This is a genomic window from Sphingobium sp., from assembly GCF_041987595.1.
GTDB lineage: Bacteria > Pseudomonadota > Alphaproteobacteria > Sphingomonadales > Sphingomonadaceae > Sphingobium.
On sequence record NZ_JBHIWJ010000033.1, the window covers coordinates 1 to 24,050 of the forward strand.

The 24,050-nt window shown below is 61.4% G+C and carries 20 protein-coding genes and 1 pseudogene; 13 read left to right on the forward strand and 8 right to left on the reverse strand.

Annotation, left to right across the window (positions count from 1 at the left end; all coding sequences use genetic code 11):
- Window positions 1–479 precede the first annotated feature (479 nt).
- The gene (locus ACFC3J_RS10535) at window positions 480–1,679 is read left to right on the forward strand and encodes an IS256 family transposase (protein ID WP_048939695.1); all 1,200 of its coding nucleotides are present in this window, start codon (window positions 480–482) and stop codon (window positions 1,677–1,679) included.
- Between the two features lie 256 nt (window positions 1,680–1,935).
- Here the strand turns inward: ACFC3J_RS10535 and ACFC3J_RS10540 are convergent, their stop codons facing one another.
- Both ACFC3J_RS10540 and ACFC3J_RS10545 read right to left on the reverse strand, forming a co-directional pair.
- Window positions 1,936–2,295, reverse strand: coding sequence for a hypothetical protein (locus tag ACFC3J_RS10540; protein ID WP_375196123.1), 360 nt, complete (start codon window positions 2,293–2,295; stop codon window positions 1,936–1,938).
- A 74-nt stretch (window positions 2,296–2,369) separates the two neighbouring features.
- Window positions 2,370–3,263: a LysR family transcriptional regulator gene (locus ACFC3J_RS10545; protein WP_375196124.1), complete on the reverse strand. Its 894-nt coding sequence runs from the start codon at window positions 3,261–3,263 to the stop codon at window positions 2,370–2,372.
- Between the two features lie 96 nt (window positions 3,264–3,359).
- On the opposite strand from ACFC3J_RS10545, the gene ACFC3J_RS10550 reads away from it, so the two are divergent.
- Both ACFC3J_RS10550 and ACFC3J_RS10555 read left to right on the forward strand, forming a co-directional pair.
- Window positions 3,360–3,692, forward strand: a complete 333-nt coding sequence (locus ACFC3J_RS10550; protein ID WP_375196125.1) for a nuclear transport factor 2 family protein — start codon at window positions 3,360–3,362, stop codon at window positions 3,690–3,692.
- On the forward strand, window positions 3,689–4,477 hold the full coding sequence (locus ACFC3J_RS10555) for an SDR family oxidoreductase (protein WP_375196126.1): 789 nt from the start codon (window positions 3,689–3,691) through the stop codon (window positions 4,475–4,477). Before ACFC3J_RS10550 ends, ACFC3J_RS10555 begins: the two co-directional genes overlap by 4 nt.
- Before the next feature lie 423 nt (window positions 4,478–4,900).
- Here ACFC3J_RS10555 and ACFC3J_RS10560 read toward each other — a convergent pair whose 3' ends face one another.
- Window positions 4,901–5,785 carry a helix-turn-helix transcriptional regulator gene (locus ACFC3J_RS10560; RefSeq protein ID WP_375196127.1) on the reverse strand — a complete coding sequence of 295 codons (885 nt, stop codon included), beginning with the start codon at window positions 5,783–5,785 and terminating at the stop codon, window positions 4,901–4,903.
- 195 nt (window positions 5,786–5,980) lie between these two features.
- Here ACFC3J_RS10560 and ACFC3J_RS10565 point away from each other — a divergent pair, with 195 nt between their 5' ends.
- The 10 genes from ACFC3J_RS10565 to ACFC3J_RS10610 all read left to right on the forward strand — a co-directional run bounded on the left by ACFC3J_RS10565 (window position 5,981) and on the right by ACFC3J_RS10610 (window position 14,926).
- Entirely contained in the window at window positions 5,981–6,838 is an 858-nt protein-coding gene (locus tag ACFC3J_RS10565) for an SDR family NAD(P)-dependent oxidoreductase (protein WP_375196128.1), read from the forward strand.
- A complete protein-coding gene (locus ACFC3J_RS10570; RefSeq protein ID WP_375196129.1) occupies window positions 6,835–7,287 on the forward strand; it encodes a nuclear transport factor 2 family protein in 453 nt (150 codons plus the stop codon). The genes ACFC3J_RS10565 and ACFC3J_RS10570 overlap by 4 nt, the downstream gene beginning before the upstream one ends.
- Window positions 7,284–8,099 (forward strand): SDR family NAD(P)-dependent oxidoreductase, encoded by an 816-nt coding sequence (locus ACFC3J_RS10575; RefSeq protein WP_375196130.1) that lies wholly within the window; start codon window positions 7,284–7,286, stop codon window positions 8,097–8,099. The genes ACFC3J_RS10570 and ACFC3J_RS10575 overlap by 4 nt, the downstream gene beginning before the upstream one ends.
- 602 nt (window positions 8,100–8,701) lie before the next feature.
- A complete protein-coding gene (locus tag ACFC3J_RS10580; protein WP_375196131.1) occupies window positions 8,702–9,679 on the forward strand; it encodes an alpha/beta fold hydrolase in 978 nt (325 codons plus the stop codon).
- A 52-nt stretch (window positions 9,680–9,731) separates the two neighbouring features.
- Window positions 9,732–10,454, forward strand: coding sequence for an alpha/beta hydrolase (locus ACFC3J_RS10585; RefSeq protein WP_375196132.1), 723 nt, complete (start codon window positions 9,732–9,734; stop codon window positions 10,452–10,454).
- A gap of 13 nt (window positions 10,455–10,467) precedes the next feature.
- Window positions 10,468–11,364: an alpha/beta fold hydrolase gene (locus tag ACFC3J_RS10590; protein WP_375196133.1), complete on the forward strand. Its 897-nt coding sequence runs from the start codon at window positions 10,468–10,470 to the stop codon at window positions 11,362–11,364.
- A gap of 2 nt (window positions 11,365–11,366) precedes the next feature.
- Window positions 11,367–12,044, forward strand: a complete 678-nt coding sequence (locus ACFC3J_RS10595; protein WP_375196134.1) for an isochorismatase family protein — start codon at window positions 11,367–11,369, stop codon at window positions 12,042–12,044.
- A gap of 57 nt (window positions 12,045–12,101) precedes the next feature.
- A complete protein-coding gene (locus ACFC3J_RS10600; RefSeq protein ID WP_375196135.1) occupies window positions 12,102–12,749 on the forward strand; it encodes a pyridoxamine 5'-phosphate oxidase family protein in 648 nt (215 codons plus the stop codon).
- Window positions 12,750–12,752: 3 nt separating this feature from the next.
- Entirely contained in the window at window positions 12,753–13,001 is a 249-nt protein-coding gene (locus ACFC3J_RS10605; RefSeq protein ID WP_375196136.1) for a XapX domain-containing protein, read from the forward strand.
- A 71-nt stretch (window positions 13,002–13,072) separates the two neighbouring features.
- A complete protein-coding gene (locus ACFC3J_RS10610; RefSeq protein ID WP_375196160.1) occupies window positions 13,073–14,926 on the forward strand; it encodes an amidohydrolase in 1,854 nt (617 codons plus the stop codon).
- A 14-nt stretch (window positions 14,927–14,940) separates the two neighbouring features.
- Here the strand turns inward: ACFC3J_RS10610 and ACFC3J_RS10615 are convergent, their stop codons facing one another.
- The 5 genes and pseudogenes from ACFC3J_RS10615 to ACFC3J_RS10635 form a co-directional block, all read right to left on the reverse strand.
- Window positions 14,941–17,709, reverse strand: coding sequence for a winged helix-turn-helix domain-containing protein (locus tag ACFC3J_RS10615; protein ID WP_375196137.1), 2,769 nt, complete (start codon window positions 17,707–17,709; stop codon window positions 14,941–14,943).
- A gap of 213 nt (window positions 17,710–17,922) precedes the next feature.
- Window positions 17,923–19,383: a TolC family protein gene (locus tag ACFC3J_RS10620; RefSeq protein ID WP_375196138.1), complete on the reverse strand. Its 1,461-nt coding sequence runs from the start codon at window positions 19,381–19,383 to the stop codon at window positions 17,923–17,925.
- Window positions 19,380–20,444, reverse strand: a complete 1,065-nt coding sequence (locus tag ACFC3J_RS10625; RefSeq protein ID WP_375196139.1) for an efflux RND transporter periplasmic adaptor subunit — start codon at window positions 20,442–20,444, stop codon at window positions 19,380–19,382. Before ACFC3J_RS10625 ends, ACFC3J_RS10620 begins: the two co-directional genes overlap by 4 nt.
- Window positions 20,441–22,123 carry an ABC transporter ATP-binding protein gene (locus ACFC3J_RS10630; RefSeq protein WP_375196140.1) on the reverse strand — a complete coding sequence of 561 codons (1,683 nt, stop codon included), beginning with the start codon at window positions 22,121–22,123 and terminating at the stop codon, window positions 20,441–20,443. The genes ACFC3J_RS10625 and ACFC3J_RS10630 overlap by 4 nt, the downstream gene beginning before the upstream one ends.
- Before the next feature lie 595 nt (window positions 22,124–22,718).
- Window positions 22,719–23,529: pseudogene (locus ACFC3J_RS10635) on the reverse strand (IS5 family transposase).
- Window positions 23,530–24,050 lie beyond the last annotated feature (521 nt).

The following is a 24,050-nucleotide window of genomic DNA, read 5'->3' on the forward strand; positions in this document are numbered from 1 at the left end:
GGTCTGGCGGCCTATGATCTGTCCGAAATTTGCAGTCGTATTTCGGACAGCGGCGGCTCCTCACGCCGGGTCAAGCGCTTCGGGATGCACAGATTTCAGGTTATCGTTCCGCGCGAAAATTAGGTTTTCCTGTTTGGAACGATCGGAACCGGGTTATCCGAATCACCCGCCTGATTGACCTGCTTTCAGGTCGGAATTTTCCGTCGAAGGACTCGAACCTCTGAAGCAAAAAGTCCCAGGGTATCGATTATGGTATCTACCGACGACAGACGCAGTATTCTATTGAATTATAATAACAACTTTGCCGTTTTTGAGTCCTCGGTCGTGTCCCGGCGCGTGGTGTAGGTTTTGAGGGTAGCGAAGCTGACCGGACGCGCGCTCATCGATAAAGCGCTGTAGCGGCCGGTCAGTTTCGCGGGTGGTCACCGGCGAACTTCGGATAAGTTTGGGTTGCGAGACTCAACTTACGGAGACCACCGATGACCAATGACAAGATGGACCTGCATGCCCTGGTTGGGAAGACAGCCGACGGCGATTTTCTACGCGATATGATCGGCTTTGCCGCGCAGCGGCTGATGGAGCTGGAAGTGGGCGACCTTACGGGCGCGGCCTATGGCGATAAGGATCCCGAGCGCCTCGCGCAGCGCAACGGCTATCGGGATCGGGACTGGGAGACGCGGGCAGGCACGGTCGAGCTGCGGATCCCCAAGCTGCGCAAGGGAACATATTTTCCAGGGTTTCTGGAGCCCCGCCGTATGGCAGAGAAGGCACTGACGGCCGTCATCCAGGAAGCTTATATCCAGGGGATCTCGACCCGCTCTGTGGACGATCTGGTCAAAGCCATGGGCATGAGTGGGATCTCAAAGAGCCAGGTCAGCCGACTGTGCGTGGAGATCGACGAGCGGGTGAAGGCCTTTCTCGATCGTCCGATCGAAGGCGACTGGCCCTATCTCTGGATGGACGCGACCTACATCAAAGTGCGGCGAGCCGGTCGCATTGTCTCTGTCGCGGTCATCATTGCCGTTGGCGTTAACAGCGATGGCCGGCGCGAAGTGCTCGGCATGGCGATCGGTCATTCCGAAGCTGAGGTCTTCTGGACCGACTTTCTACGCAGCCTTGCCCGTCGCGGTCTGCGCGGCGTGAAGCTGGTGATCTCCGATTCCCATGAAGGCATAAAAGCTTCCGTCGCCAAAGTGTTCAGCGCCACCTGGCAGCGATGCCGGGTTCATTTTATGCGCAATGCGCTGGCCCATGCCGGCAAGAGCGGACGCCGGGTCGTGTCGGCATTCATCGCCACCGCTTTCGCCCAGGAAACTCCAAAGGCCGCAAAGGCCCAATGGCGTAGCGTCGCCGATCAATTGCGCCCTACCGTGCCAAAACTCGCTGCCCTGATGGACAGCGCCGAGGAGGATGTGCTGGCCTACATGACCTTCCCAGCCCAACACCGCACGAAGTTGCACAGCAACAATCCGATCGAGCGGCTCAATGGCGAGATCAAGCGGCGTACTGATGTTGTCGGCATCTTCCCCAACGAAGAGGCGATTACCCGTCTCGTCGGCGCTATCCTTCTGGAACAGAATGACGAATGGGCCGTCCAACGCTGCCGCTACATGACACTTGAGAGCGTCTCAGGTTTAAGCGATAACCCCATCATCACGTTGCCTGCCATGGCAGCATGATCAATCCGGCTTAGCCGGAGGTCGCTGTGGCTATCCCAGCGAACCTACACCACGCTGTGGGACACGATCGAGTCCTCTTCTGGCACCAGCTACTCTCAAGCGTTGTAAATGCTGGGGGATCGTCCCAAAGACGGTCCCCAGAGAGGCTTTGCTACGACAAGCTGCCACGGGATTTTCCCCGAAATGTGCTTCGACGGCCCCACAAACTGTCAACCGGCGTGCGAACGGGACTCTGACGCGATTTTGATGACGGAGGTCATGTCGCCGCCGCGATCAGTCTGGCCTCCAGGAATTCAGGCTTGGCTCGGCCGTACATCTGCCGCTTGACGAGCTTGAGCTTGGCGATCTGGCCTTCGGTCTGCCCGTTTGACCAGTTCGAGGCGGTCGCGGCCGGAACGGCATCAATGTCTTTGATCATGCCGTGGGCGAAGGAGTTCACCAAACTCTGACATGCCCTTTCTAGCGAGACATGGAGAGAGGAGACCGCATGCTTGCGCAGCATGACATGGAAGATGTCGGCAATGTCCCGTGCCTCGACGAGTTCGGGAACGGATCCCTCGATCGCCGCGGCGGTGATCGTTTCAGCACTCGACAGAGATTCGCGCTCTACCATCATCAGCCCCGCGATGTTCGCGCTGACGGAAGCCGATGCAATCCCTCCGCCTTTTCCGCCCGCCGCTTCCGCGTTGCCTATCCGGCCGATTGCCGCGCCATGTCGATCAAAGCCCTGAAAGCGGCCGACGGGTTTCGGCGGGTGGGATAATAGAGGCACAAGGGCGCGAGTGGGGGCGTCCAGTCTTCCAGAACCCGGACGAGGCGGCCCACCTGGATGTCGTCCCGGACATCGGCTTCCATGAAATAGCCGATGCCGACGTGGCCGAGGACAGCGATGCGCGAAAGGCTGGCCTCGTCCAGCGTGAGCGGACCTTGAACGTCGATCTGGACGGACTGGCCATTCTTCTCAAAATGCCAGCGATGCAGCGCCCCGTTGGGCAAGCGGATGCGAATGCACGGGTGGCGAAGCAGGTCTGGAGGGGAGCGCGGCCTGTCATTGGCTTCGAAGTATGAAGGCGATGCAACCACGGCAAAGCTGCGTGGATGCCCGACGGGAATGGCAATCATGTCGGTCGGCACAAGATTTGCGGCCCGCAAGCCAAGATCAAAGCCCTCGGCGACGATGTCTACGATGCGGCCTTCGGTGACCAGGTCGATGTGAACCTGGGGATAGCGTCGCAGGAACTTCAACAGCAATGGGCCGAGGATCTCCCGTGCGCCTGTGGCGAAAGCATTGATCCGCAAAGTTCCCGAGGGCGTTTCCTGCTGCGACCGAGCGGCTCCCATCGCTTCGTGAAGAGTGCTCACGGCGGGTCCCACCTGCTCGACGAAATTTCGGCCGGCATCGGTGAGGGACACGCTGCGGGTCGTGCGATTGAACAGCCGGACGCCCAGATTCCCTTCCAGCTTGGCGATGGCATTGCTCAGCGCGGTGGTCGAAAGCCCCAGTTCCAGCGCCGCGGCGCGAAACGATCCCCGCCGCGCTATGGCGAGAACAGCGTCAAATTCGATCAAACCCCGCTTCGACATTGTCCTGCCTTTCGCAACGTTACATGGCGGTTTAGCCCGATTATCACAAGCATCGCTCGACGCTACATTCCCCTTGTCACCGCAAGGAGCCATGCAATGTCGATCGAACTACCCAAGCCCATCGCCGACTATGTCGCGGCCAACGCACGATTGGATGCCGACGCGATGCTCAAGCCGTTCGCCGTCGACGCGGTTTTCCTGGACAACGACAAGCGCTTTGAAGGCCACGACCAGATCCGCAAACTGTTCGAAGAAGAGGTCATCGCCGCAAAGGCCATCTTCACGCCGGAAGCGATCCGCCGCGAGGACGATAAAGTCGTCGTCGTCGAAGGGCCTGCCCATGGCGATTTCCCCGGCAGCCCTCTCCGTTTCACTTATCGCTTCACGCTTGAGGCCGACGCGGTCAAAGCATTGGAGGTCACGGCATGACGATCAAGGCTGATCCGACCGAGTTCGCCGGGAAGCGCGTGCTCGTCAGCGGTGGCACCAAGGGTGCGGGCCGCGCTACGGTGGACCGGTTCCTGGCCGGAGGCGCCCGGGTCATCACCGCCGCGCGCGGAACGCCGGAGCCGATCGACGGCGTCGAGTTCGTCCAGGCCGACCTCACGACCGCAGAAGGCAGTAAAGCGCTGGCGGACGCTGCGCTCGAACGGCTGGGCGGCATCGACATTCTCGCCCACGTCATCGGCGGCTCGTCCTCTCCGGGAGGCGGCTTTGCTGTCCTGACCGATGAACATTGGCTTTCGGAATTGAACCTCAACCTTCTGGCGACCGTTCGCCTCGATCGCCTGCTGGTCCCGCATATGATCGCACAGGGTGCTGGCGCCGTGGTGCATGTCACCTCCATCCAGTCCGTCCTGCCTTTGCCGGAGTCGACCACGGCCTATGCCGCGGCCAAAGCCGCGCTCAGGACCTACAGCAAGTCGCTCTCCAAGGAACTGGGGCCGAAGGGTGTGAGGGTCAATGTCGTATCCCCCGGCTGGATCATGACCGGCTCGACGGTCCAGTTCCTCGAACGCCTTCGGGAAGTGAATGGCGGCACGATCGAGGACGCCAGGCAGTCGGTCCTCGATGCCCTTGGCGGCATTCCGATCGGGCGCGGGGCCGAGCCTTACGAAGTCGCGGACCTCATCGCCTATCTGGCCTCGGATCGTGCTGCTGCGATTCACGGCGCCGAATTCGTCATCGATGGCGGTACGGTCAGAACCGTATGATATTATGCACCGGCATTGGTGTAATCATCAACGTGGGACATCGGCATTACTCAGTTGAGCGGCGGAATGGGCTGCGCCCGATCTTGCCGGTTGACAAAGCCGTCGCGGCTTCCCTGAAACGAACAGGCCACGGCGGTCGACCGTGATTGAAAGACAAACCCTGTCCATGTCGGACACTTCATCGTGCGAACGCTGCAGCTGGGCACAAAGCGATCGGCTGAGGCCACCTGCATCACATGGGGCGTGAAAGCAGAGAAGGTCTTTTTCAAGAGTGTGGGGGCGCATGGGACGATCTATATCTGGTAAATCGTGACCGTAGTTGGGCCGGCTGCTGTCCGGTGCAACAGAGTTCGTTAGGCAAAACATTAGAAATAGGAAATTGACCCAAGAGTAGGCGACGATGACGCTCATTTCTGCACGAAATCAGCCGACTGAGCTTGCGACCTTGTCGGGATTTTCCAAAGCTGCGAACTCTGTGGGATTGTAACCTGTCTCCCGCCGGAAGGCGTTCGAAAAGCTACTGAGGGACCCAAAGCCGATCTGCATCGCTACGTCACCGATTGACATGTCCTTCGCGGCCAACAGTGCCTTCGCGCGTATCATGCGGATCGCAGTCGAATATTCCACGAGGGTCGTACCTGTCGCCTCCCGAAAGCTGCGCGACAGATGACTACGGCTTAGCTGGCATGCGTCGGCCAGCATCTGGATAGAGGGCCATACGCCCACGGAATCGTGAAGGAGATCGCGGATCCGGCGAAGCTGCCAGCCGGCAAGCCCTCCCCTTTTCGCGGCGCCTTCCTCGACCTCTGTCGAGGCGAAAAGCCGGCCGAGATCAACCAGAAGAGCCTGGAGAAGCAAGTCCACGATGAGCTCGGTTCCCATGCCGGGATGCTCTACTTCCTGTCCGATACGCCGAAGCATGCGGCCGATCGGCGCTGTCCGGATATCAGTACATTTCCGCAGGCGCTTCATGTCCCAATCCGAAAGCTTGGTCAGCCGTTCGAAGGCGTCGGCGTCGTATTCGCAGATAAGACAGGTGAATATGCCACCTGCTCCATAAGCATGCATGGGTATGTTGGGTGGTCGCAGGATGACCCTGCCCAAGTCCAGCCAGTCACCGCATTCCTTCAGGAAACGCCCGCGTCCGTCGTTGGCCTGCCGCTGCGGATAGGTCAGCGAAAGAATGGGCCGCGCTTCCTCTTCGATCACCTCATTGGGTGTCGGATAATGATAACGTCGCAACTGGACATTCGCCAGCTGGGACGAACTGGAAGCCTGTACAGTCCACAAATCTGACGAAACAGCCATTCCCTCACCTCAATTTCCTCCGTAGCACGAAAGGCATTGCCCAAAAATAGCGCGAAAAAGCATGGCGGAGCCAATTTGGCGCAACATGGAAGCAAGTCCGCACATCGGCGCAATTGTTTTGAGGAACGCTGAGACCTATCCCGTGCCGTGCGACGGGCCTGCCCGCTTTGATGGTGGCGAAAGAGGAGAGACAGCTTGGCGAGACTCGAGGGAAAGGTTGCCATCATCACCGGCGGTGCCCGCGGCATGGGTGCGGCGACTGCTCGCCTCTTTGCAGCCGAGGGCGCGCGGGTAGTGATCGCGGATGTCATCGACGGGGAGCCGCTGGCGGCTGAAATCGGGGCCAATGCGATCTTTCAAAAAATCAATGTAGCCAGCCAGCAGGATTGGCAAAGCCTGCTAGAGGCAACAGGACAGGCGTTCGGACCACCCGATATTCTGATCAACAACGCCGCGATCCAGCGATTTCGGTCGATCCTTGAATGCGATGTCGATGATTTCCGGCAGGTGCTGGACGTTAACCTTGTCGGCACATTCCTGGGGCTCAAGATCATCGGAGGAGCGATGGTCGCGAAGCGCCGCGGCGCCATCGTCAACATTTCTTCGGTTGACGGCATGCGCGGCGCCAACGGCTACGCCGCCTATTCATCAAGCAAATGGGGAGTGCGCGGCCTGACCAAGGTCGCCGCGCTCGAATTCGGGCCGCGCGGAGTCCGGGTCAATTCGGTTCATCCAGGCGGAGTCTACACCGATATGGGGAACCCCGTCGACAGCGCGAAAGAGGATATCGACAAGGGCTTTACCATGGTCCCCGCGCAGCGCATCGGCCTGGCTTCCGAAGTAGCGGCGGCCAGCCTGTTCCTCGCCAGCGACGAAGCATCCTATGTCATGGGGGCCGAACTGGCCGTGGACGGCGGATGGATGGCGGGCTTCTACAACAGCATGCTATCCGGCGCGCCGGAGGACAAAGAATATGGTGCTCGCACAGAAGCGCATGGCATCTCCAGCTATATGGACGACGCTCTCAAGGCCAAGGCGGAGAAGCTGACATGAGCGATTTGCAAACGCTCCTCGACGAAAGGGAGATCGTGCGGAAACTTGGACGCTTCGCCCGCATTCTCGACAATAAGGAATGGACCGGCCTGCCCGATGTCTTCGCCCATGACCTCAGTTTCGATTATGGTCAGGGGGAACGCGCGGGGATCGCCGCACTGGAGGATCAGATGCGTCAGTATCTCGACGTCTGCGGACCTACCCAGCATCTGCTCGGCAGCATCATGGTCGATGTGAACGGGCATGAGGCGGTCAGCCGTTCCTATGTGCAGGCCCGCCACCAAAGGCGTGCCGATCCGGTCGGCGGCATCTTCGATTCGACCGGCGAATATGTCGATCGATGGCAGCGGCGCGAAGAAAGCTGGCGTATCGTCCGCCGGGACGCCATCTGGTTTCTCCATTCCGGCGACCCTGCCGTCCTTGCCGCAAACGTCGGAGGGCTGGGATGACGGCTCCCTTACCGGATGCCGGTTTTCTGAACCGCTACGGCCCAAGAGCGCTCATCCTGGGGGGGTCGGAGGGCATAGGCGCAGCCTTTGCCGAGCAGCTTGCCAGGACCGGCTTCGACCTGACTCTGGTCGCCCGGTCGGCCGGCACTTTAGAGGCGACGGGTGCGGACATAGCTGCGCGCTATGGCGTGGCGGTGGATTGCCGACCCATGGACCTTACCCGTCCCGATCTCGCGGAACGCGCAGCCGACCTGCTGTCCGAGCATGAATATGGCCTTGTCATCTACAATGCAGGGGCAACCCATGGCGTGGGCCTGTTCCTGGACAATCCGCTGGACCTTGCCCGCAACCTCATCCGTCTCAACTGCGATGGACCTGCCATATTTTCGCACCTCGCCCTGTCGGCAATGCGGGAGCGCGGCCGTGGTGGCATGATTCTTGTCTCCTCTATGTCGGGGCTGGTCGGCAGCGGCTATGTGGCTGCCTATGCCGCCACCAAGTCGTTCGAGATGGTGCTGGCGGAAGGGTTGAACTGGGAACTGGCGCGTCAGGGCGTCGATGTGCTGTGCGCGGTTGCGACGCTGACCGACACGCCCGCGATGCAGCGATCAGGCATGGTGCCGGACAGCGGCTTTCCCGCCATGAGTGCCGAGGCTGTCGCATCGGGCGCGCTGCAGCATCTGGGCACAGGACCGATCTGGTACGCGGCCGGCGACGAGGTAGTGGAGGCGATGCGCGCCGCCCCGCGCGCGGCACTCACGGAAAATGCTTCCCGTGCCTCCGCGCGGCTGTGGGGCATCGACCCGGCCTAGCAGCAACTGATCCTGTTCCTGAGGGGAGGCGCAGGATCCAGCCCCTATTGGCCGGCTCCCATATTTGTTCAGCCCGCGGCAAAGTGGGCACGGCCTACGCCGAGATGGCTGCTCATCACTTCCACACCCTTGCGATCAACGGCAACGCAGCACTGTTCCGAAACGACGATGCGTGGCCGATGCCACGCCGGAACATAGTCGATTAAGCCCTTTTATTTAGAGGCGAATTGCCGTCTTCGGGGCACGGCGAAGGCGCTCGGCTCGAGCATGTGGGAGGCGGAAGACCGACCAACTCCCGCCGTTCCAAAGATGAACCTAAACGACAGGTTTTGCTGAAAGCTGCCAAGCCAGCCTTTCAACGGATTTGTCGCGAATGTACCGATGAAGAAAGCACCGCACAGTTGCAGCAGATCAGTGGCTCGTCGCGATCCTGAGTGACCAAACGCGTCCTGGGACCGGAACTTATTTGCTTGTTGTTCAAATAGATAGCCTCAGATTTCCCTCTATTTACCCTTATTTATCCCTGCCCTTTATCGGGACGGTGATAGCCCTTTGGTCACGGCGCTGAAGTCCCTCGGCACCATGTTCAAAAGGCAAGGATCATGAACAAACGACACCTCGTCAGCGCGCTGGCCCTTCTCGCAGCCACGGCCCCGGTTGCCGTCCATGCGCAATGCGCTCCGATCGCTCCGGCCCAAATCGCGGCATCGGTGCCTGTCATTCATTACAAGAGCACCACGATCGACGGCGTGAAAGTGTTCTACCGTGAAGCCGGACCGGCAGATGGCCCGGTAATCCTCCTGCTGCATGGCTTTCCCACGTCGTCGCACATGTTTCGCAACCTGATGCCGCTGCTTGCGGATCGCTACCGCGTCATCGCCCCCGACTATCCGGGCTACGGCCAGAGCGACGCACCGGACCATAAGTCGTTCTCATACACCTTCGCCAACCAGGCCGACATTGTCGACAAGCTTGTGACGAAGTTGGGCGCCCAGCGTTACGCAATGTACGTCATGGATTACGGCGCCCCTATCGGCTACCGGCTTGCGATCAAACACCCCGAACGCGTCAGCGGCCTGATCGTACAAAATGGCAATGCCTACGAAGAGGGTCTGCAGTCCCCGTTCTGGGATCCCATCAAAGTCTACTGGCGCGATCGTTCGCAGGGCAACCGGGACGCATTGAACGGCCTGGTCACGCTCGACATCACGAAATTCCAATACACCGACGGCATGGGCGATGTCGCGCGTATAAGCCCCGACAATTGGATACAGGATCAGGCGCTGCTTGATCGTCCAGGCAATCGCGACATCCAGCTCGACATGCTCGGCGATTACGGTTCGAACGTGCCACTCTACCCACAATTCCAGGCGTTTTTTCGCAAGTATCAGCCGCCGACGCTGATCGTCTGGGGCAAGAATGACAAGATCTTTCCCGAAGCCGGTGCGCCACCCTATCTGCGCGACTTGCCCAAGGCCGAGATGCACATCCTCGATAGCGGGCATTTTGCGCTCGAGGACAAGCTCGATGTGATGGCGCCGCTGATCCACGACTTCCTGGACCGCAAGGTCTGCAAGTGACCCTCCGCGTCCGGAGCCTTCGGGCTCCGGACAAATCCCGAAGGAACATTCCATGAATAGCTCGGCGACGGGCGGCCAGGTCCCTGGCTCGCCGCCCCTTTCGATCGTCCTCGTCCATGGCGCGTTCGTCGACGCCTCGGGCTGGCAACAGGTCTATACCGATCTTACCTCCCGGGGCTTCGAGGTTCTGGTCACCCAGCACCCGACCCTGTCACTCGACGGCGACGTCGCCGTAGTCAAGCGAGCCATTGCCGCTGCCGGCGGGCCGGTCTTGCTGGTCGGCCACAGCTACGGGGGGGCGATCATCACAGCCGCCGGAGCCGATCCCAAGGTGGCTGCGCTCGCCTATGTCGCTGCCTTTGCGCCCGATGCGGGTGAGTCAATCGGCACATTGACGGCAGCGCCGCTGGAAGATGGCGAGATCCCGGCGCCGGTCATCCCTGGGCCGGACGGGTTCCTGATCGTCGATCCGGCCGGGTTTCCGCAAGCTTTCGCCGCCGATGTCGATGCGCAGACGTCCCGTTTCATGGCGGCCGCCCAGCTACCCTGGGGCCTCGAAGCCGTGGGGATGCCCATGGCCGAACCGGCCTGGAGGTCGAAGCCCTCGACCTACCTTGTCGCCGCCGCAGACCGGATGATCCCCCCGCGTGCACAGCGCCAGATGGCCCAGCGCGCCGGCGCGCCGATCACCGAGGTCGAGGCAAGCCACGCGGTCATGCTCTCCCAACCGGCGAAGGTCGCAGACTTCATCGCCGTCGCCGCAGTGACCAACTGACAGGAGAAATCCGATGATCCGGTCAGCTACTTTCCACCGCAAGGTCACCGTCGCCGGGACCGAGATTTTCTATCGCGAAGCCGGTGAGAAAGGGGCGCCGGTCATCGTCCTGCTGCATGGCTTTCCCAGCTCATCGCACATGTTCCGCAACGTCATCCCGGAACTAGCCGATCAATACCACGTCATTGCGCCCGACCTGCCGGGGTTCGGCCTATCGGCCATGCCCCCGGCCGACCAATTTGCCTATACTTTCGCGAATCTTGCCGAAGTCGCCGCCGCCTTCCTCGAACAAATCGAAGTCACGCGTTATGCGCTTTACGTAATGGACTATGGCGCGCCGACCGGTTTCCGGCTGGCGCTGGCTCACCCTGACCGCGTTTCCGCGCTCATCATCCAGAACGGCAATGCCTATGAAGACGGAATGGGCGCGTTCTGGAATCAGACGCGTGCCTATTGGGCCGACAACGGTGCCGCCAATCGCGATGGCATGCGGCCTTTTCTCTCGCTGGAAGGCACGCAGTTCCAGTACCTGACCGGCGCGCGCGATCCGGCCAAGATCGACCCGGCTGCCTGGCTGCACGACCAGCTGTTTCTCGACCGGCCGGGCGCTGCCGAGATCCAGTTGGACCTCATCTACGATTATCGGGCCAACGTAGCTCTCTATCCGGCGATCCACGCCTACTTCAGACAGCACCAGCCTCCGACCCTGATCCTGTGGGGGGCCAACGACCCGATTTTCCTGACAGCCGGCGCGCGGGCATACCTGCGCGATCTACCCGCCGCGCAGCTGCACTTTTTCGACACCGGTCATTTCGCTCTCGAGGAGAGAGCAGACGAAGTGATCCCGGTGATGCGCGACTTTCTCGCGCGAACCCTCTCGCACACCACCCAATCCAACCAAGGAGAATGACCATGACCACCAAGCCTCCCAAGACCAGCATCTTGCCCTCTGGCGGCGGCGTAGCCTTGCTCGATCCGTCCGACGCGGTGATCCTGTTGCTCGATCACCAGTCGGGGCTGTTCCAAACCGTCCAGGACATCCCGGTCGCCGACCTGCGCCGCAACGTCGAGATGATCGCAAAACTTGCGACCCTCCTCCATATCCCGGTGATCACCACTGCCTCAGAGCCGAACGGCACCAATGGCCCGCTTATGCCCGAGATCGAGCAGTACGCCCCGCACGCGGTCTATGTGCCGCGCAAGGGCGAGGTGAACGCATGGGACAATGACGACTTCGTCAACACCGTCGCCGCCACGGGACGCAAGACCCTGATCATGGCCGGCGTGTGGACCAGCGTGTGCGTGATGTTCCCAGCGCTCGACGCCCGCGCCGCCGGCTATGACGTCTACGCCGTGATCGATGCTTCGGGTGATCCAAGCGAGATTGCGTCGCGCACCTCCCTCTCTCGATTCGTCCAGGGCGACGTCATCCCGACCACCACCAACGCTCTGCTGTCCGAACTGCACCGTACCTGGGCTCGCCCCGAAGCGGCCGAGCTCGGCATACTCTACGGCCTGGTCGCGCCCAACTATGCCGCCGTGGCGGAAAGCTACGCCCGCGCGCAGCAGGCCGCCCGATCGTCGAACTGATTGGAGATCGGCCCCTATCGCCCGGTGAACGCGAACAGACAGCAAGAGAGAACGCACATGCCTTATGGTTTCATGGATATCGCAATCACTCCCAGCGTTCGCCGGGCGCAAGGCGAAATGGGCGCCGACCATCTCTGGTCCGATTTCAAGGGCCACCGCGAATTCGACCGCTTTGGTCTGCGGGAACGAGGGTTTATTGCTGTGCGCGACAGCTTCTACATGGCCACGGTCTCGGAAACAGGGTGGCCTTATATACAGCATCGCGGCGGCCCTGCCGGCTTCCTCAAGATCATCGACGACAAGACGCTTGCCTTCGCTGACTACCGGGGGAACCGTCAGTATATCAGCACCGGCAATGTCGCCGCGGATGATCGGGTCTGCCTGTTCCTGATGGACTATCCGCACCGGATGCGGCTGAAGATCTATGCAACGGCCGAGACGGTGGCGCTCGATGCGGATCCCGGCCTGTCCAAAGCCGTTACGGACCAAGGCTACGGTGCCAAGGTCGAGCGAATGTTCCGCATCCATCTCAAAGCGTTCGACTGGAACTGTCCTCAGCACATCGTGCCGCGGTTCACCGAAGCGGAGGTTCTGGCCGGGACGCAAACCTTGCGCGAGCGGCTCCTCGCGCTCGAGACCCAAAATGCGGTTCTGCGCGCGCGCCTCGCCGGACGGGGCATGAGGCCCCTTGGCGAAGAAAGCTGACCCATGAAACCCTATCTTCTTTCGCTCGGTGCCGGTCTTCTGGTGGGCGTGGTCTATAGCCTGCTGGGCGTGCGTTCGCCCGCGCCGCCGATCATCGCCTTGGTCGGGCTGGCAGGGATCCTGCTCGGCGAGCAGTTGACGCCGATCGTTCGTCGGCTGGCCGACCGCGTCGAACTCGCCCGCTACATTCGCATCGATTGCGCCAATCATGTGCTGGGCAAGCTGCCCGCTAAAGGGGAGCGCGACGCATGAACCTGACCCGCCGCCAGGCGCTCTCTAGCGCTGCCGGCACTGCGCTTCTTCCCATTGCAGAAAGCTTCGCCATGACCGCTTCCGACACCATCATCGTCAATGCCAAGGTGACCACGCTCGATCGCGAGAATCCCGTGGCCACGGCGGTCTCTATCCGCAATGGCGCCTTCCTGGCCGTCGGTTCCGAGTCCGAGGTCCGCGCCGCAGCCGCGCCGGACGCCAAAGTGATCGACGCGAGGGGGCGCCGCTTGATCCCTGGCCTGATCGACAGCCACATCCACGTCATCCGCGGCGGGCTGAACTACAATATGGAGCTGCGCTGGGAAGGCGTGCCGACCCTGGCTGATGCCATGGCCATGCTCAGGAAGCAGGCCGAGAATACCCCGCCGCCGCAATGGGTCCGCGTTGTCGGCGGCTTTACCGAACACCAGTTTGCCGAGAAGCGCCTGCCCACGCTCGACGAGATCAATGCGGCCGCGCCCGAGACCCCGGTCTTCATCCTGCACCTCTACGACCGCGCACTGCTCAACGCCGCGGCCCTGCGCGCGGTGGGTTATACCAAGGACACGCCTAACCCGCCGGGTGGTGAGATCATGCGCGATGCCCAAGGCAATCCCACCGGGCTACTGCTGGCACAGCCCAATGCGGCCATTCTCTATGCGACACTTGCCAAGGGTCCGAAGCTGCGTGAGGATTATCAGCTCAATTCGACCCGTCACTTCATGCGTGAACTCAATGCACTCGGCGTCACCAGCGTGATCGACGCGGGCGGTGGTTTTCAGAACTATCCGGACGACTACCGGATCATTGAGAAGCTGCATCAGGACAACGAACTGACCCTGCGCATCGCCTATAACCTTTTCACCCAGAAGCCCAAGGAAGAGCTCAGGGACTTCGCGAACTGGTCGACCCAGGTGAAGCCGGGCATGGGCGACGACACGTATCGCCATAACGGCGCGGGCGAGATGCTGGTCTATTCGGCCGCCGACTTCGAGGACTTCCGCGTCGCCCGGCCAGACATGCCCCCGGAGATGGAAGGCGATCTCGAGCCGGTGATTCGCCTGCTCGCGGAACGCCGCTGGCCCTGGCGGCTCCACGCCACCTACGATCAGACTATCTCCCGGGCGCTCGACGTGTTCGAGAAGGTCAACCGCGACATGCCGCTGCAGGGTCTCAACTGGTTCTTCGACCATGCCGAGACGATCAGCGAGCGCAATATAGACCGGATCGCCGCGCTGGGCGGCGGCATCGCCGTACAGCACCGCATGGCCTTCCAGGGCGAATATTTCGTCCAGCGTTACGGCGCCAAGGCAGCCGAGGCGACCCCGCCGATCAAGCGGATGTTGGAGGCGGGCCTCCCTGTAGGTGCAGGTACCGACGCCACCCGCGTCGCCAGCTACAATCCCTGGGTCTCGCTGTCCTGGCTTGTCACGTCCAAGACCGTCGGCGGGCTGACGCTCTATCCCGCGCGCAACCGGCTCGATCGCGAGACCGCGCTCCGGCTCTGGACCGAGAAGAACACCTGGTTCTCGAACGAAGTGGGTAAGAAGGGCCAGATCAAGACGGGTCAGCTTGCCGACCTAGCTCTGCTTTCGGACGATTACTTCCTGGTCCCCGAGAGCGAGATCGCGCATCTGCGCTCGGTGCTGACCATGCTCGGCGGCAAGGTGGTCTATGGCGAGAGCGAGTTCGGCCCGCTGGCGCCACAAGCGCCCAAGGCCATGCCCGACTGGTCGCCGGTCGCGGCCTTCGGCGGTCACTATCGCCGGGGCCAGGACGCGAAGAAGCTGGCCTCGGCTTGCGGCTGCGCATCCTCTTGCAACGTCCACGGCCACGATCATGCCGCGGCGCTGGGCGCCGCCCCTCCTGCCGCCGACGTGCAGTCTTTTTGGGGCGCGCTTGGTTGCGGATGCTGGGCCGTCTGAGGGGCTGCGCGGGACTAACCCGCACCGAGCTCCAGTTTCGCCATCGATGCTTTGATCCGCCTGGTAAAAGCTACAGCCCCCATAGCCTCGGACCGGTTCAGCCCACGGCGAAAGTATCGCTCGGCACGATCCATCTGTCCCGACTGGCCTGCGATGAGCGCCGCGACGCGCCACAGCTCGGGGTGTGACCAGCGTTCCTCGCGAACATCCCGCCAATCCAGCACGGGCGACAAAGACCGCGCCGCGCGATCCTGGTCGCCGGCGCGCAGCCAAGCTTCGGCGAGAAGGCCGCGATAGAGCCCCGTCCGCAACCGCCAACCGTTTGCCCAAAGCGCCTCGATGCTCGCTGCCATCCTCTCAAGCCCATCATGATCACCTCGCGCGGCAGCAACGGCACCGGCGAAAAAGTCGGCGGTTCCCTCATAGATGCCGACGCTTTCGCGCCGTGCCACATCAGCCAGCCTGCACTGCAAGTCTTCGGCTCGCGCCAGGTCTCCATCGAGGAAGGCCGCCGGCAGCCCCGCCAAGCAGATGGCGTTGCCGAGCGAAATCATGTGGTCGAGGCTTTCGGCCCGCGCGATTGCGCGATCGGCCAGCTCAGCCGAAACCTCTCTGCACCCTTTCAGCCAAGCCAGAAGCGACGAAGACAGATTGATCGCTACGGGCAGATCGACCTGGAAGCGCGAGAGACCCTGTTCGTCTTTGGCTCCTGCCCAGGTTTTCCGTAGGAATTGCAGGCGAGCGTCCGCCGAGGCCAGGCGCCCCGCGTAGATCTCGTCATGTGCGAGAAACCGCATGCCGCCGGGCGCCCGATGCCAATCGACATCCGCAGACTTGGCGAAGTCCAGCATGCTGCGAAGCGCCGTCAGCGGCCGTCCCGAATAAGCAAGGTAGACAGCCTGACCGCAGACGGCCTGCAAAGTGAGATCGCCGTCTCGCGCGACGCCGGCAAATTGAATGCTTTCGCGCCAGGCTTCGCTGGTCTGGGGATGAACCCGACGGGCCAGCGTCATTGCCCAGGCCTGAGCCATGCGCATTCTGGCCAGACTCAGCGGCGGCAGCTCGTCGCCTCCGCCCGACGCTAGGGCCCGCTCGATCGCGGCCAGCATCTCCTGAAAGGCTGACAGCTCCTGCCACAGCGGCAGCGCCGCAACCACTAGGTCGATCCCCACGCGCGCGTCGCCGCCATGACCGAACGCCCAGCGGATCGCAGCGCGCAGGTCGTCTAATTGCTCGCTGTACCGGCCCAACCACTCGCGAGAGGTCAGATACGACCACTCCCGCTCGGCCTGCTGCATGCGCGCTAGGACGCGGGTCGCAAACAGCCGCTTGGCCAGGTCTACATGGTGGGATCCAAGCAGGCGCTGCGAGGCGTAAACCCATGTGCTTTCGACGAGACGATAGCGCAGCACCCCTGCAATGACGTCGGCTGACACCAGCGACTTTGCGACGAGCTGGCCAAGCGCATCGCGGCCAATCATCGGATCAAGCCCGCCCGCAGCGTAGATGCTTTCCGCGTCGTCGGCGCTGAACCGGCCCGCAAACACCGACAACAGTGCCAGGAGCACGGCTTCCTGCTCTGGCAGCAAGCGGTAGCTCCAGTCCAACGCGGCCTCGAGTGTCTGATGCCGCAACGGCGCGTCGCGCGGGCCGCGGTGCATCGCGCCGAAACCATCCCTGAACAAATCAGCCAGAGCGTGCGTGGCGAAGCTGCCGGCAGTTCCTGCCGCGAGCTCGATCGCCAGCGGAAGTCCGTCGAGCCGAGCACAGATTTGAGCCACGGCTTGCACATAGGCAGGTTCCAGATCCGGGTCGTCGCTGTGACCTGCCTTGGCAAGAAACAGGCGGACGGCCGGATACTGCAAAACGTCAGCAAGACTGGTGATCGTGCCGGTTTCGGGGAAACTCAGTTTGGTCAAGTGGAACATGTGTTCGCTGCGGGTGCGCAGCGGCTCGCGACTTGTGGCGATAATCTGTACGTCAGGCACCTCGCTGGAAATGCGCTCGAGCAAAACCGCCATGGTGGCGATCACATGCTCACAGTTGTCGATGATCAGGATCGGACGCTCAGCACGCAGCAAGGCTGCGACACCGGCAATCGGGTCATCAATAGCTAGCGAAATACCCAAGGCCGCCGCCATCGCCGGGATAACGAACTGAGCATCGTTCAAGGTCGAAAGATCGACGAACGCGATAGCCTGACCAGCGGAGCGGCAGTGCTGTGCGGCGGCTACAGCGATCGATGTTTTGCCGGCACCCCCCGGACCTACGACCGTGACATAGCCGTTCTCCCGGAGGCGCTCAGCGATGTGGAGTAGCGCTTCTTCGCGGCCGTACAGATAAGGCGCATTGGGTGGCGGCGCGAAATGCCGCCTGCTGGATCCCGCCTGAGACGGCGAGCGTGCTTCGGCGGTCGGGTCTAGTGCCGCCACGAACTTGTAGCCCCGGCCCGCTATCGTCGCCACATAGTCATTATCCGGATCGCAGGCCGCTAATATCCGCCGCAGATTGCCGACGTTGACCTTCAGATTGTGCTCGTGAACGACATAGCCGGGCCAGACGTGCGCGAACAGCTCGGCCTTGCTGACCGTTTCACCTGCACGGCGCACCAATAGCGTCAGGATGTCGAAAGCCCGTCCCCCTAGCGCAACAGCGTCGCCACGATGCAGCAGTGCTTGACGATCCGGTATCAACTCAAAATCACCGAACTGGAAAGATGTTCGTTCGGAAGTCAATTGGGAGTGGCCTTTCGCATTACGCCGCGCACTCTCTATTGCGCTCATGCCAACTTTCGTAGCGCGTCGCGCGCGCTGTCGCCAGCATAAGCCGTCCATGCCGATGCGCTGGCTTGAACCTAGATCGGCAGTACTTAGCGACGCCAGGTTGTGGCCTCACTCGACCCAAAGTCGGTCATTCGTGAGAAGAATGCTGGCGGCCGCTTTGGAAGAAACCTGCCTTTTGCATGTTGTATTGAGGCACCGGATCGCGGCGCGTGATCAATCTGGTCCTGGAACAGAGGTTAGTCCAAGCGCATCGTCGTCGGCCGTCGCGGCAGCTAATTCCGCCCTCGCCGCTGCAATGCGAGCCCGCGCTTCGATGAGCTTCACCTCGGCATTGGTCGCACTTTCCTCGCGCTGGTTCACAAGGAAGAAGTCGCTCGATCCCAGCTCAAAACGGCGACGTTCGGCTGCAGCCAGGCGCTGCGCCAGTGCACGCTCCTTCTCCGTCGTCGCAACCAACTGCTTTGCAGTTTCGACCTCCAGACCGATCGCGGTGACTTCGGCCCGGATTTTCTCCGCCAGAAACCGCTGCTTGACCGTCAGTTCATCGATCTTCGCCTGCGTTTCGGCCAGCTTGCCCTTGGCCTTGCGATTTTGCAGCGGCACCTTAAAGGTAACGCCGACGATCATCTCAAGAGGTGTGCGGCTGCTTCCGCCCAGACCCGTCGGGCCGATGTCCTTGGCCACCTCTCCGCCAATCTCGAGCCGCGGCAATAGGTCGTTGCGGGCAAGCGCGAGCTTGACCGTGGCCTTGTCAATCTCCTCGAGCATGATGGCGAAATCGGGGCGGCCTTCCAGGTTGAAGGCGGTTTCTGTCCTGATCCCATCGAGAGCCGCCGCATCGGCGGGCAGACGCGTTTCAGCGACAATGATCGGCGCGCCGTCAACATCGCGATAGTAAAGCGACAGCTTGACGGCTGCGGCGCGAAAGTCCTGCCGCGCCTCTACGACATAGGCCTGTCGCCTCACCAGATTGACGTCGTTCTCGGTCAGCAGGATATCGGGCTTGGCTCCAAGCTGCACCTGACGCTGTATGCCGTCGGTGCGCCCTCCGGCCAGTGCGAGCAGCGCCTCATAGGCTTTGAGCTTCAGCCCGGCAGCCACCCATTTCTGATAAGCCTCCACCGCGCGCGCCTGAACGCCGATGCTCGTGGCCTTGGTCTCGAACCGGGCAATGTCGATATCGTTGCTCGCCAGTCGAAACTCGGACCGCCGGGCGTCGATTAGGCGATCGCGCAACAGTGAATAAAGCGCCCCGACCTTCAATTCACCCAGACGGTTCGTGTAGGATTTGTCTTCATAGACGGGAAAACTGCCCATCGACGCTCGATACTGCCCATAGAGATAGCCGCCATTGTTGCTAAGCGGCTGCTCGGCCTTGCTGGCAATTTCCGTGCCGTCGTAATAGCCTTGCAAGCGGCTGCGCCCCTCGACGGCGAAAACGGTGTCGAACGCCCCTTGTGCAGTCAGGGCGCGCGCGTCCGCCTGCCGGTTGCGAGCCAATGCGGCGATGATATCGGGGGCGAACCGCGCGGACGATTGCAGCACCTCCTGCAACGTTAGTGGGCCGGTGCCTCTCGCAGCAGAGGCGCTCGGGAAAGCACCCTGCGCCTGCGCCGTCGAGGCCAGGGCACCGGTCATCAGGAAAGCGATGCCGATCATGGGCTGCGCCTTCATTTCTTTTTCTTTTCGATCGAGCTTTGGTCGGCTTTCCCCTGCGCCTTCTGAGCCGCCTGATCCTGTCCGAAGTTCAAAGGGAAGTCGTTGAGCTGCCGCCACAATTCATAGCCGACGGTGACATTGTCGCCCTGTATCCAGCCCAGCACCTTGCCGCCCTGGCGCACGAAGCGGTGGGCGGGCCATGCAGGCTTGCCGGGCACCGGCTCCACGAGAACTCGGAACAGGCCGTCCGCGCGCGGGGCTGGGTCCACGGAGCGAACCTGGCCATCGTATATGCCGATGGCGAATGCCGGCCAGCCACTGAACTGGAATGCGGGGAAGCCCTCAAACTCAAGCCGAACCGGCCGTCCGCGATAGACCAAGGGGATATCCCGCCCGTCAACGAACAATTCTACGGCGCGTTCGATTTGCTCGGGCGTGACGGTCGCCAACACGGTGCCTGCGGAAATAAGAGCTCCACCCGCAGCCGCGTTGAGGTTCTGGATGCGGCCCTCCCGCGGCGCCGTGACGACCTGCGCCGACTGCCGGATCTGCTTGACCTCGATCTGCTTTAGTTTGGCGCGCGCCTCCGCCAGTTTTGCATTGGCATCGGCGACCTTGATCTGGGTCTGCTCATAGTCGCGCCGCGCGGCCAACCCCTCTGCAAAGAGCTGCGAGGTGCGACCCACATCGATCGAAGCGACAGCACGCGCTTGTCCGATTGCGGCGATCTGCGCCTCCACTTCCGCCTTTTCAGCAGCGAGCCGTTCGAGAAAGTGCGGGTCAACATCGACGACTTTTGCGATCGGATCGCCTGCTTTCACAAGCTGGCCGTCCTGGACGAAGAAGCGGTCCACCCGACCGTCCACCAGCGATGACACCTGTTGCGGCCGATCGCCTGCGTCGAGCGAGGTAACCTGGCCGCCCCCCTGCGCGGTTTGCCGCCAGGGCACGAACAGAATGGCGACGGCGACGCAAAGCCCGATGAAGATCAGCCAGGCAATCACGATGACGATGCGCGGCGGGTTCAGCGCGGCAAGGGAACGGAAATGCGCCAACTGACTTGCGCTGATCGTCACGACTGAACCTCCCTCGCAGCGAGGAACTGTGACAAGGCCGCCTTGTCGGCGAAGCGATGTTGCGATTGCGCGCCCAGCAATAGGCAACAGTCCAAATCCAGCGCCTCGGGTCGCCCGGTGAATAGCAATATCGTCGTTCCCTGTTCTCGCAGCATCTTGAGCGTTGCGTGGAGAGCATCGGCGGGCATCATGTCGTAGAGTTGGGCCAGCAGCAGCACCTTGGGTCGGCTTATCAGCGAGGCTGCCGCCTTGAGTTGCATGACTTCCACGATGGAAAGCGGCGAGCCTGAACTTGCCAGCTGCGTATCAAGGCCATTCCGTAAACTGGAGATGCGTGTCGCGAGGCCGACCACATCGAGCACGTTCATGGTGATGGCGCTGTCCGCGTTACCGCCCGCCGCCATGTTTAGATATTCGCGGATGGTGACATCGACGATTGTCGGCCGGTTAAGTACCACGACCTCGGAGCGCAGTAGATATATATCAAGGCTGCCAAGGTCACTGCCGCCGATCGTCAGCAGCCCGCGATCGGGATTGACGTGCCGCTTGAGCAGTAGCGCGATCTGATTTTCGACGCCGGGTTCCGCCACGATGACGGTCTGCTCCCCGCTTTCGATCGAGAAATCGAAGCGCGATCCAGCCAGCTCGACATTGCGGAACCGGACAGATCCATTCGAGGGCGCCTGACCGCTCAGACCCAACGTCTCCTGAGGGATCGCGAAAATCTGCGACAGTTCCTCCGAACTCGCCACCAAATCGTAGAACGTGTCGAGATACCAGCCCAACTGCGCGATGCCGTAGAATACGCCCGACAAGATGAGCTCTGCGGCGACAAGCTGCCCAATCGAGAGTTGCCCTGCGAGAATGAGATTCCCGCCCAGAGCCAACAGGGCTGACGCGGCAAAGGCATAGACCAGGAAATAGGCCAGCGCCTGCGCGAAACTATATCGGAAGTAACGGCGGTGCGCGCGGATGTAGTTCGCGGTCACGGCCTCCGAACGGTCCATCGCGAAGTTCAGATGCCTTGCTGATTTATAGAATCCGTTGGATGCGCCCACGCTCTCGAGCCACTGAGCGGCTTCATGCTTGGCATGGGACACTCCGACCGCGCCGGTAATCGCGCCATGGCGCCAGAGCATCCAGATCAGTAGGCAGGTCACCACGAGAATGATGTTGAAGGCGAGAAAGAAGGGGTGATAAAAGCTTGTGACGACCAGCCCCACCGCACCTTGAAGAATGATGGTGAATGCGCCGATGACGAGGCTGGGGACAGACTTCTGAACGACGACCATGTCGAAATAGCGGTTGAACAGGCTGCCGCGACTTTCATCGGCGAAGAAGGGGTTCTGGGCGTGAACCGCCCTCACCGTGACTTCCGCCACCACTCGCGCGAACAGGCGGCGCTCGAACATGGTAAGCAGGTAGAGACGCAATGCGCTCAAGCACGCGACCATCAGGAGCAGCACCAGCATGACCCCTGACAATATCCAGAGCGGCGCGACGAGTGCCGTGCGCGCCACGGAGTTTATCAGCAACTGAACGGAAATCGGCGTCGCCAACGACAGAAGCGTTATGGCAAGCGTATAGACGATGCCAACGTTGACGTAGCCCTTGTCAGGGCCAACAATCTCGCCCACCCACGCGGCAGCATGCCGCAGACCGAACTGCTCGCCAGCCAATTTGCACCCCTAGAATTTCTGCGGTCGGTCTAATAACGAACCCCTGCCAATTTCGACAAGACGTCAATGCTGCATGGCAACATTTGCTTACATTAGAGTCATAGCGTGAGCGGAAGTTTTTTGGCGATATCGAGCCTCGCGACGGATGCTCTCGACCAGAATGCGTCCTTCACCGCTATAAGCGCGACCGGCAGAAATGTCCCAGAGTCGGTCATAGTTCGAGCGTCCGCTTTCAGCGCTGAGACGCCAAAAGGGATCTGCCGGCTATGGTTGGTCCCTTTTATTATGTCGGTCGTTCCGCGCTGAATCTTGCGGGCTTTTCTGTTGTGCATAGCACGACCGCAGCCACGTCCCTTGGCTGCTGATGCCGCTCATGTGGTCCAATGGCGTAAGGATAATCGAGCCAGCATCAAAGGCACCGCTCGGCAGTTTGGTTTGTCGGAGGCAACCGTTAAGCGGTATTGCCTCCATCATCGCTGATCTTGGGGGATAGGATTTCCGGGATCACCGCTCCACGCGCTCCACCGGCTCCACTCGTCACAATTATCACCGGCTCCACCGAGATTTATGGATTTAATACACGAATTTGAATGTATTAGGCGGCGTGGACAAATTTGAGCCAGTATCTGGCGGTAGCGATATGAACCATGCCGAGGAAGCTATTGGCCAGTTGGTCGTATCGGGTGGCGATGGAGCGGTTGACCTTGAGGTGGCCAAACATTCGCTCGATGCGGTTACGCTGCTTGTAGAGGGTCCGGTCATGCTCGATCTTCACGCGGCGGTTTGATCGACCAGGAATGACGGCTTCGATTTTCCGTTCGGCAAGGTCGGCGCGGATGGCGTCGGCGTCATAACCTTTATCGGCAAGCAAAGCATCTGGTGTGCGTTCTGGCAGACCGATCAGGGTGTCATAAGCCTTGCAATCTGCCGCCTCGCCGACCGTCAGATGGAAGGCGAGCGGTCGTCCGAGGGCATCAGCCAGGCAGTGAAGCTTACTGGTGAACCCGCCCCGCGAGCGGCCAAGAGCGCGTCGATGAGTCCCCCTTTTCCGCCCGCTGCCGAACGTGGGCGCGAACGGTGGTGCTGTCGATGCTGTAGTGGCCGCTGTCCGCCATGATCTCAGCCAGCGTCACGGCGACAGTCTCCCAGACCCCGGCTTCGTTCCACCGCCGGAACCGTCGGTAGATGGTGTTCCAACTGCCGTATTTGGGCGGCACATCGCGCCAGGGCGCTCCACAGCGAAGCCGCCAGAGTATGCCGTTGACGATCGAGCGGTTCTGTTCGGGACGCCAACCTCGACCACGGTTTTCGGACTCGATCGGCAACAGGTCCTTCAGAACGCGCCATTCTGCTTCGGTGAGATCGCCCCTGCTCAAGCCTGCCTCCAAAAGACAGCCTTGAATCAACCCGCTCGCGAACCGCCAATGACCCTCATGCAGCTAGCGAGGGAAAGAAACGGCCTCGCTGGCACCCTCGTCTGTAAAACCGCGTCCCGCGCGATTATGCGGCGTGGCGTCGCTGTTCCAACTCCGAAGTTGCGGCTCATCGCGTTGCAAAGCGATCCAGAGGTCCTCGCTGACATCAGCAAATGTGCGTCACTTCACGGAGACGGCTCCATCCGGAGCTAACGCTCATGATGGCGTTCCCTTCGCCTTCAGCGCGGCGAATAATGCGCTGAATCGCAATCGAATCTGCCAAGATCAAGCCCTCCATTGCCGCGCAGACCCTAGATGCGTCGGCGGCTGAAGGGAACCAACATCAAGCCAGAATTTGTCCACGCCGCCTATGATTGTTCGGCTTGGACGGCGTGCCGCTTTCATCAACGAATAGAAGGTGCATGGGAGGAATGCAGCGTAAAGCCGTCCGTGAGTCAACGGCGTGCCGCTAGCAAAGCCATTTGCATATGTTGGGCCGAATGTGGGTCGGA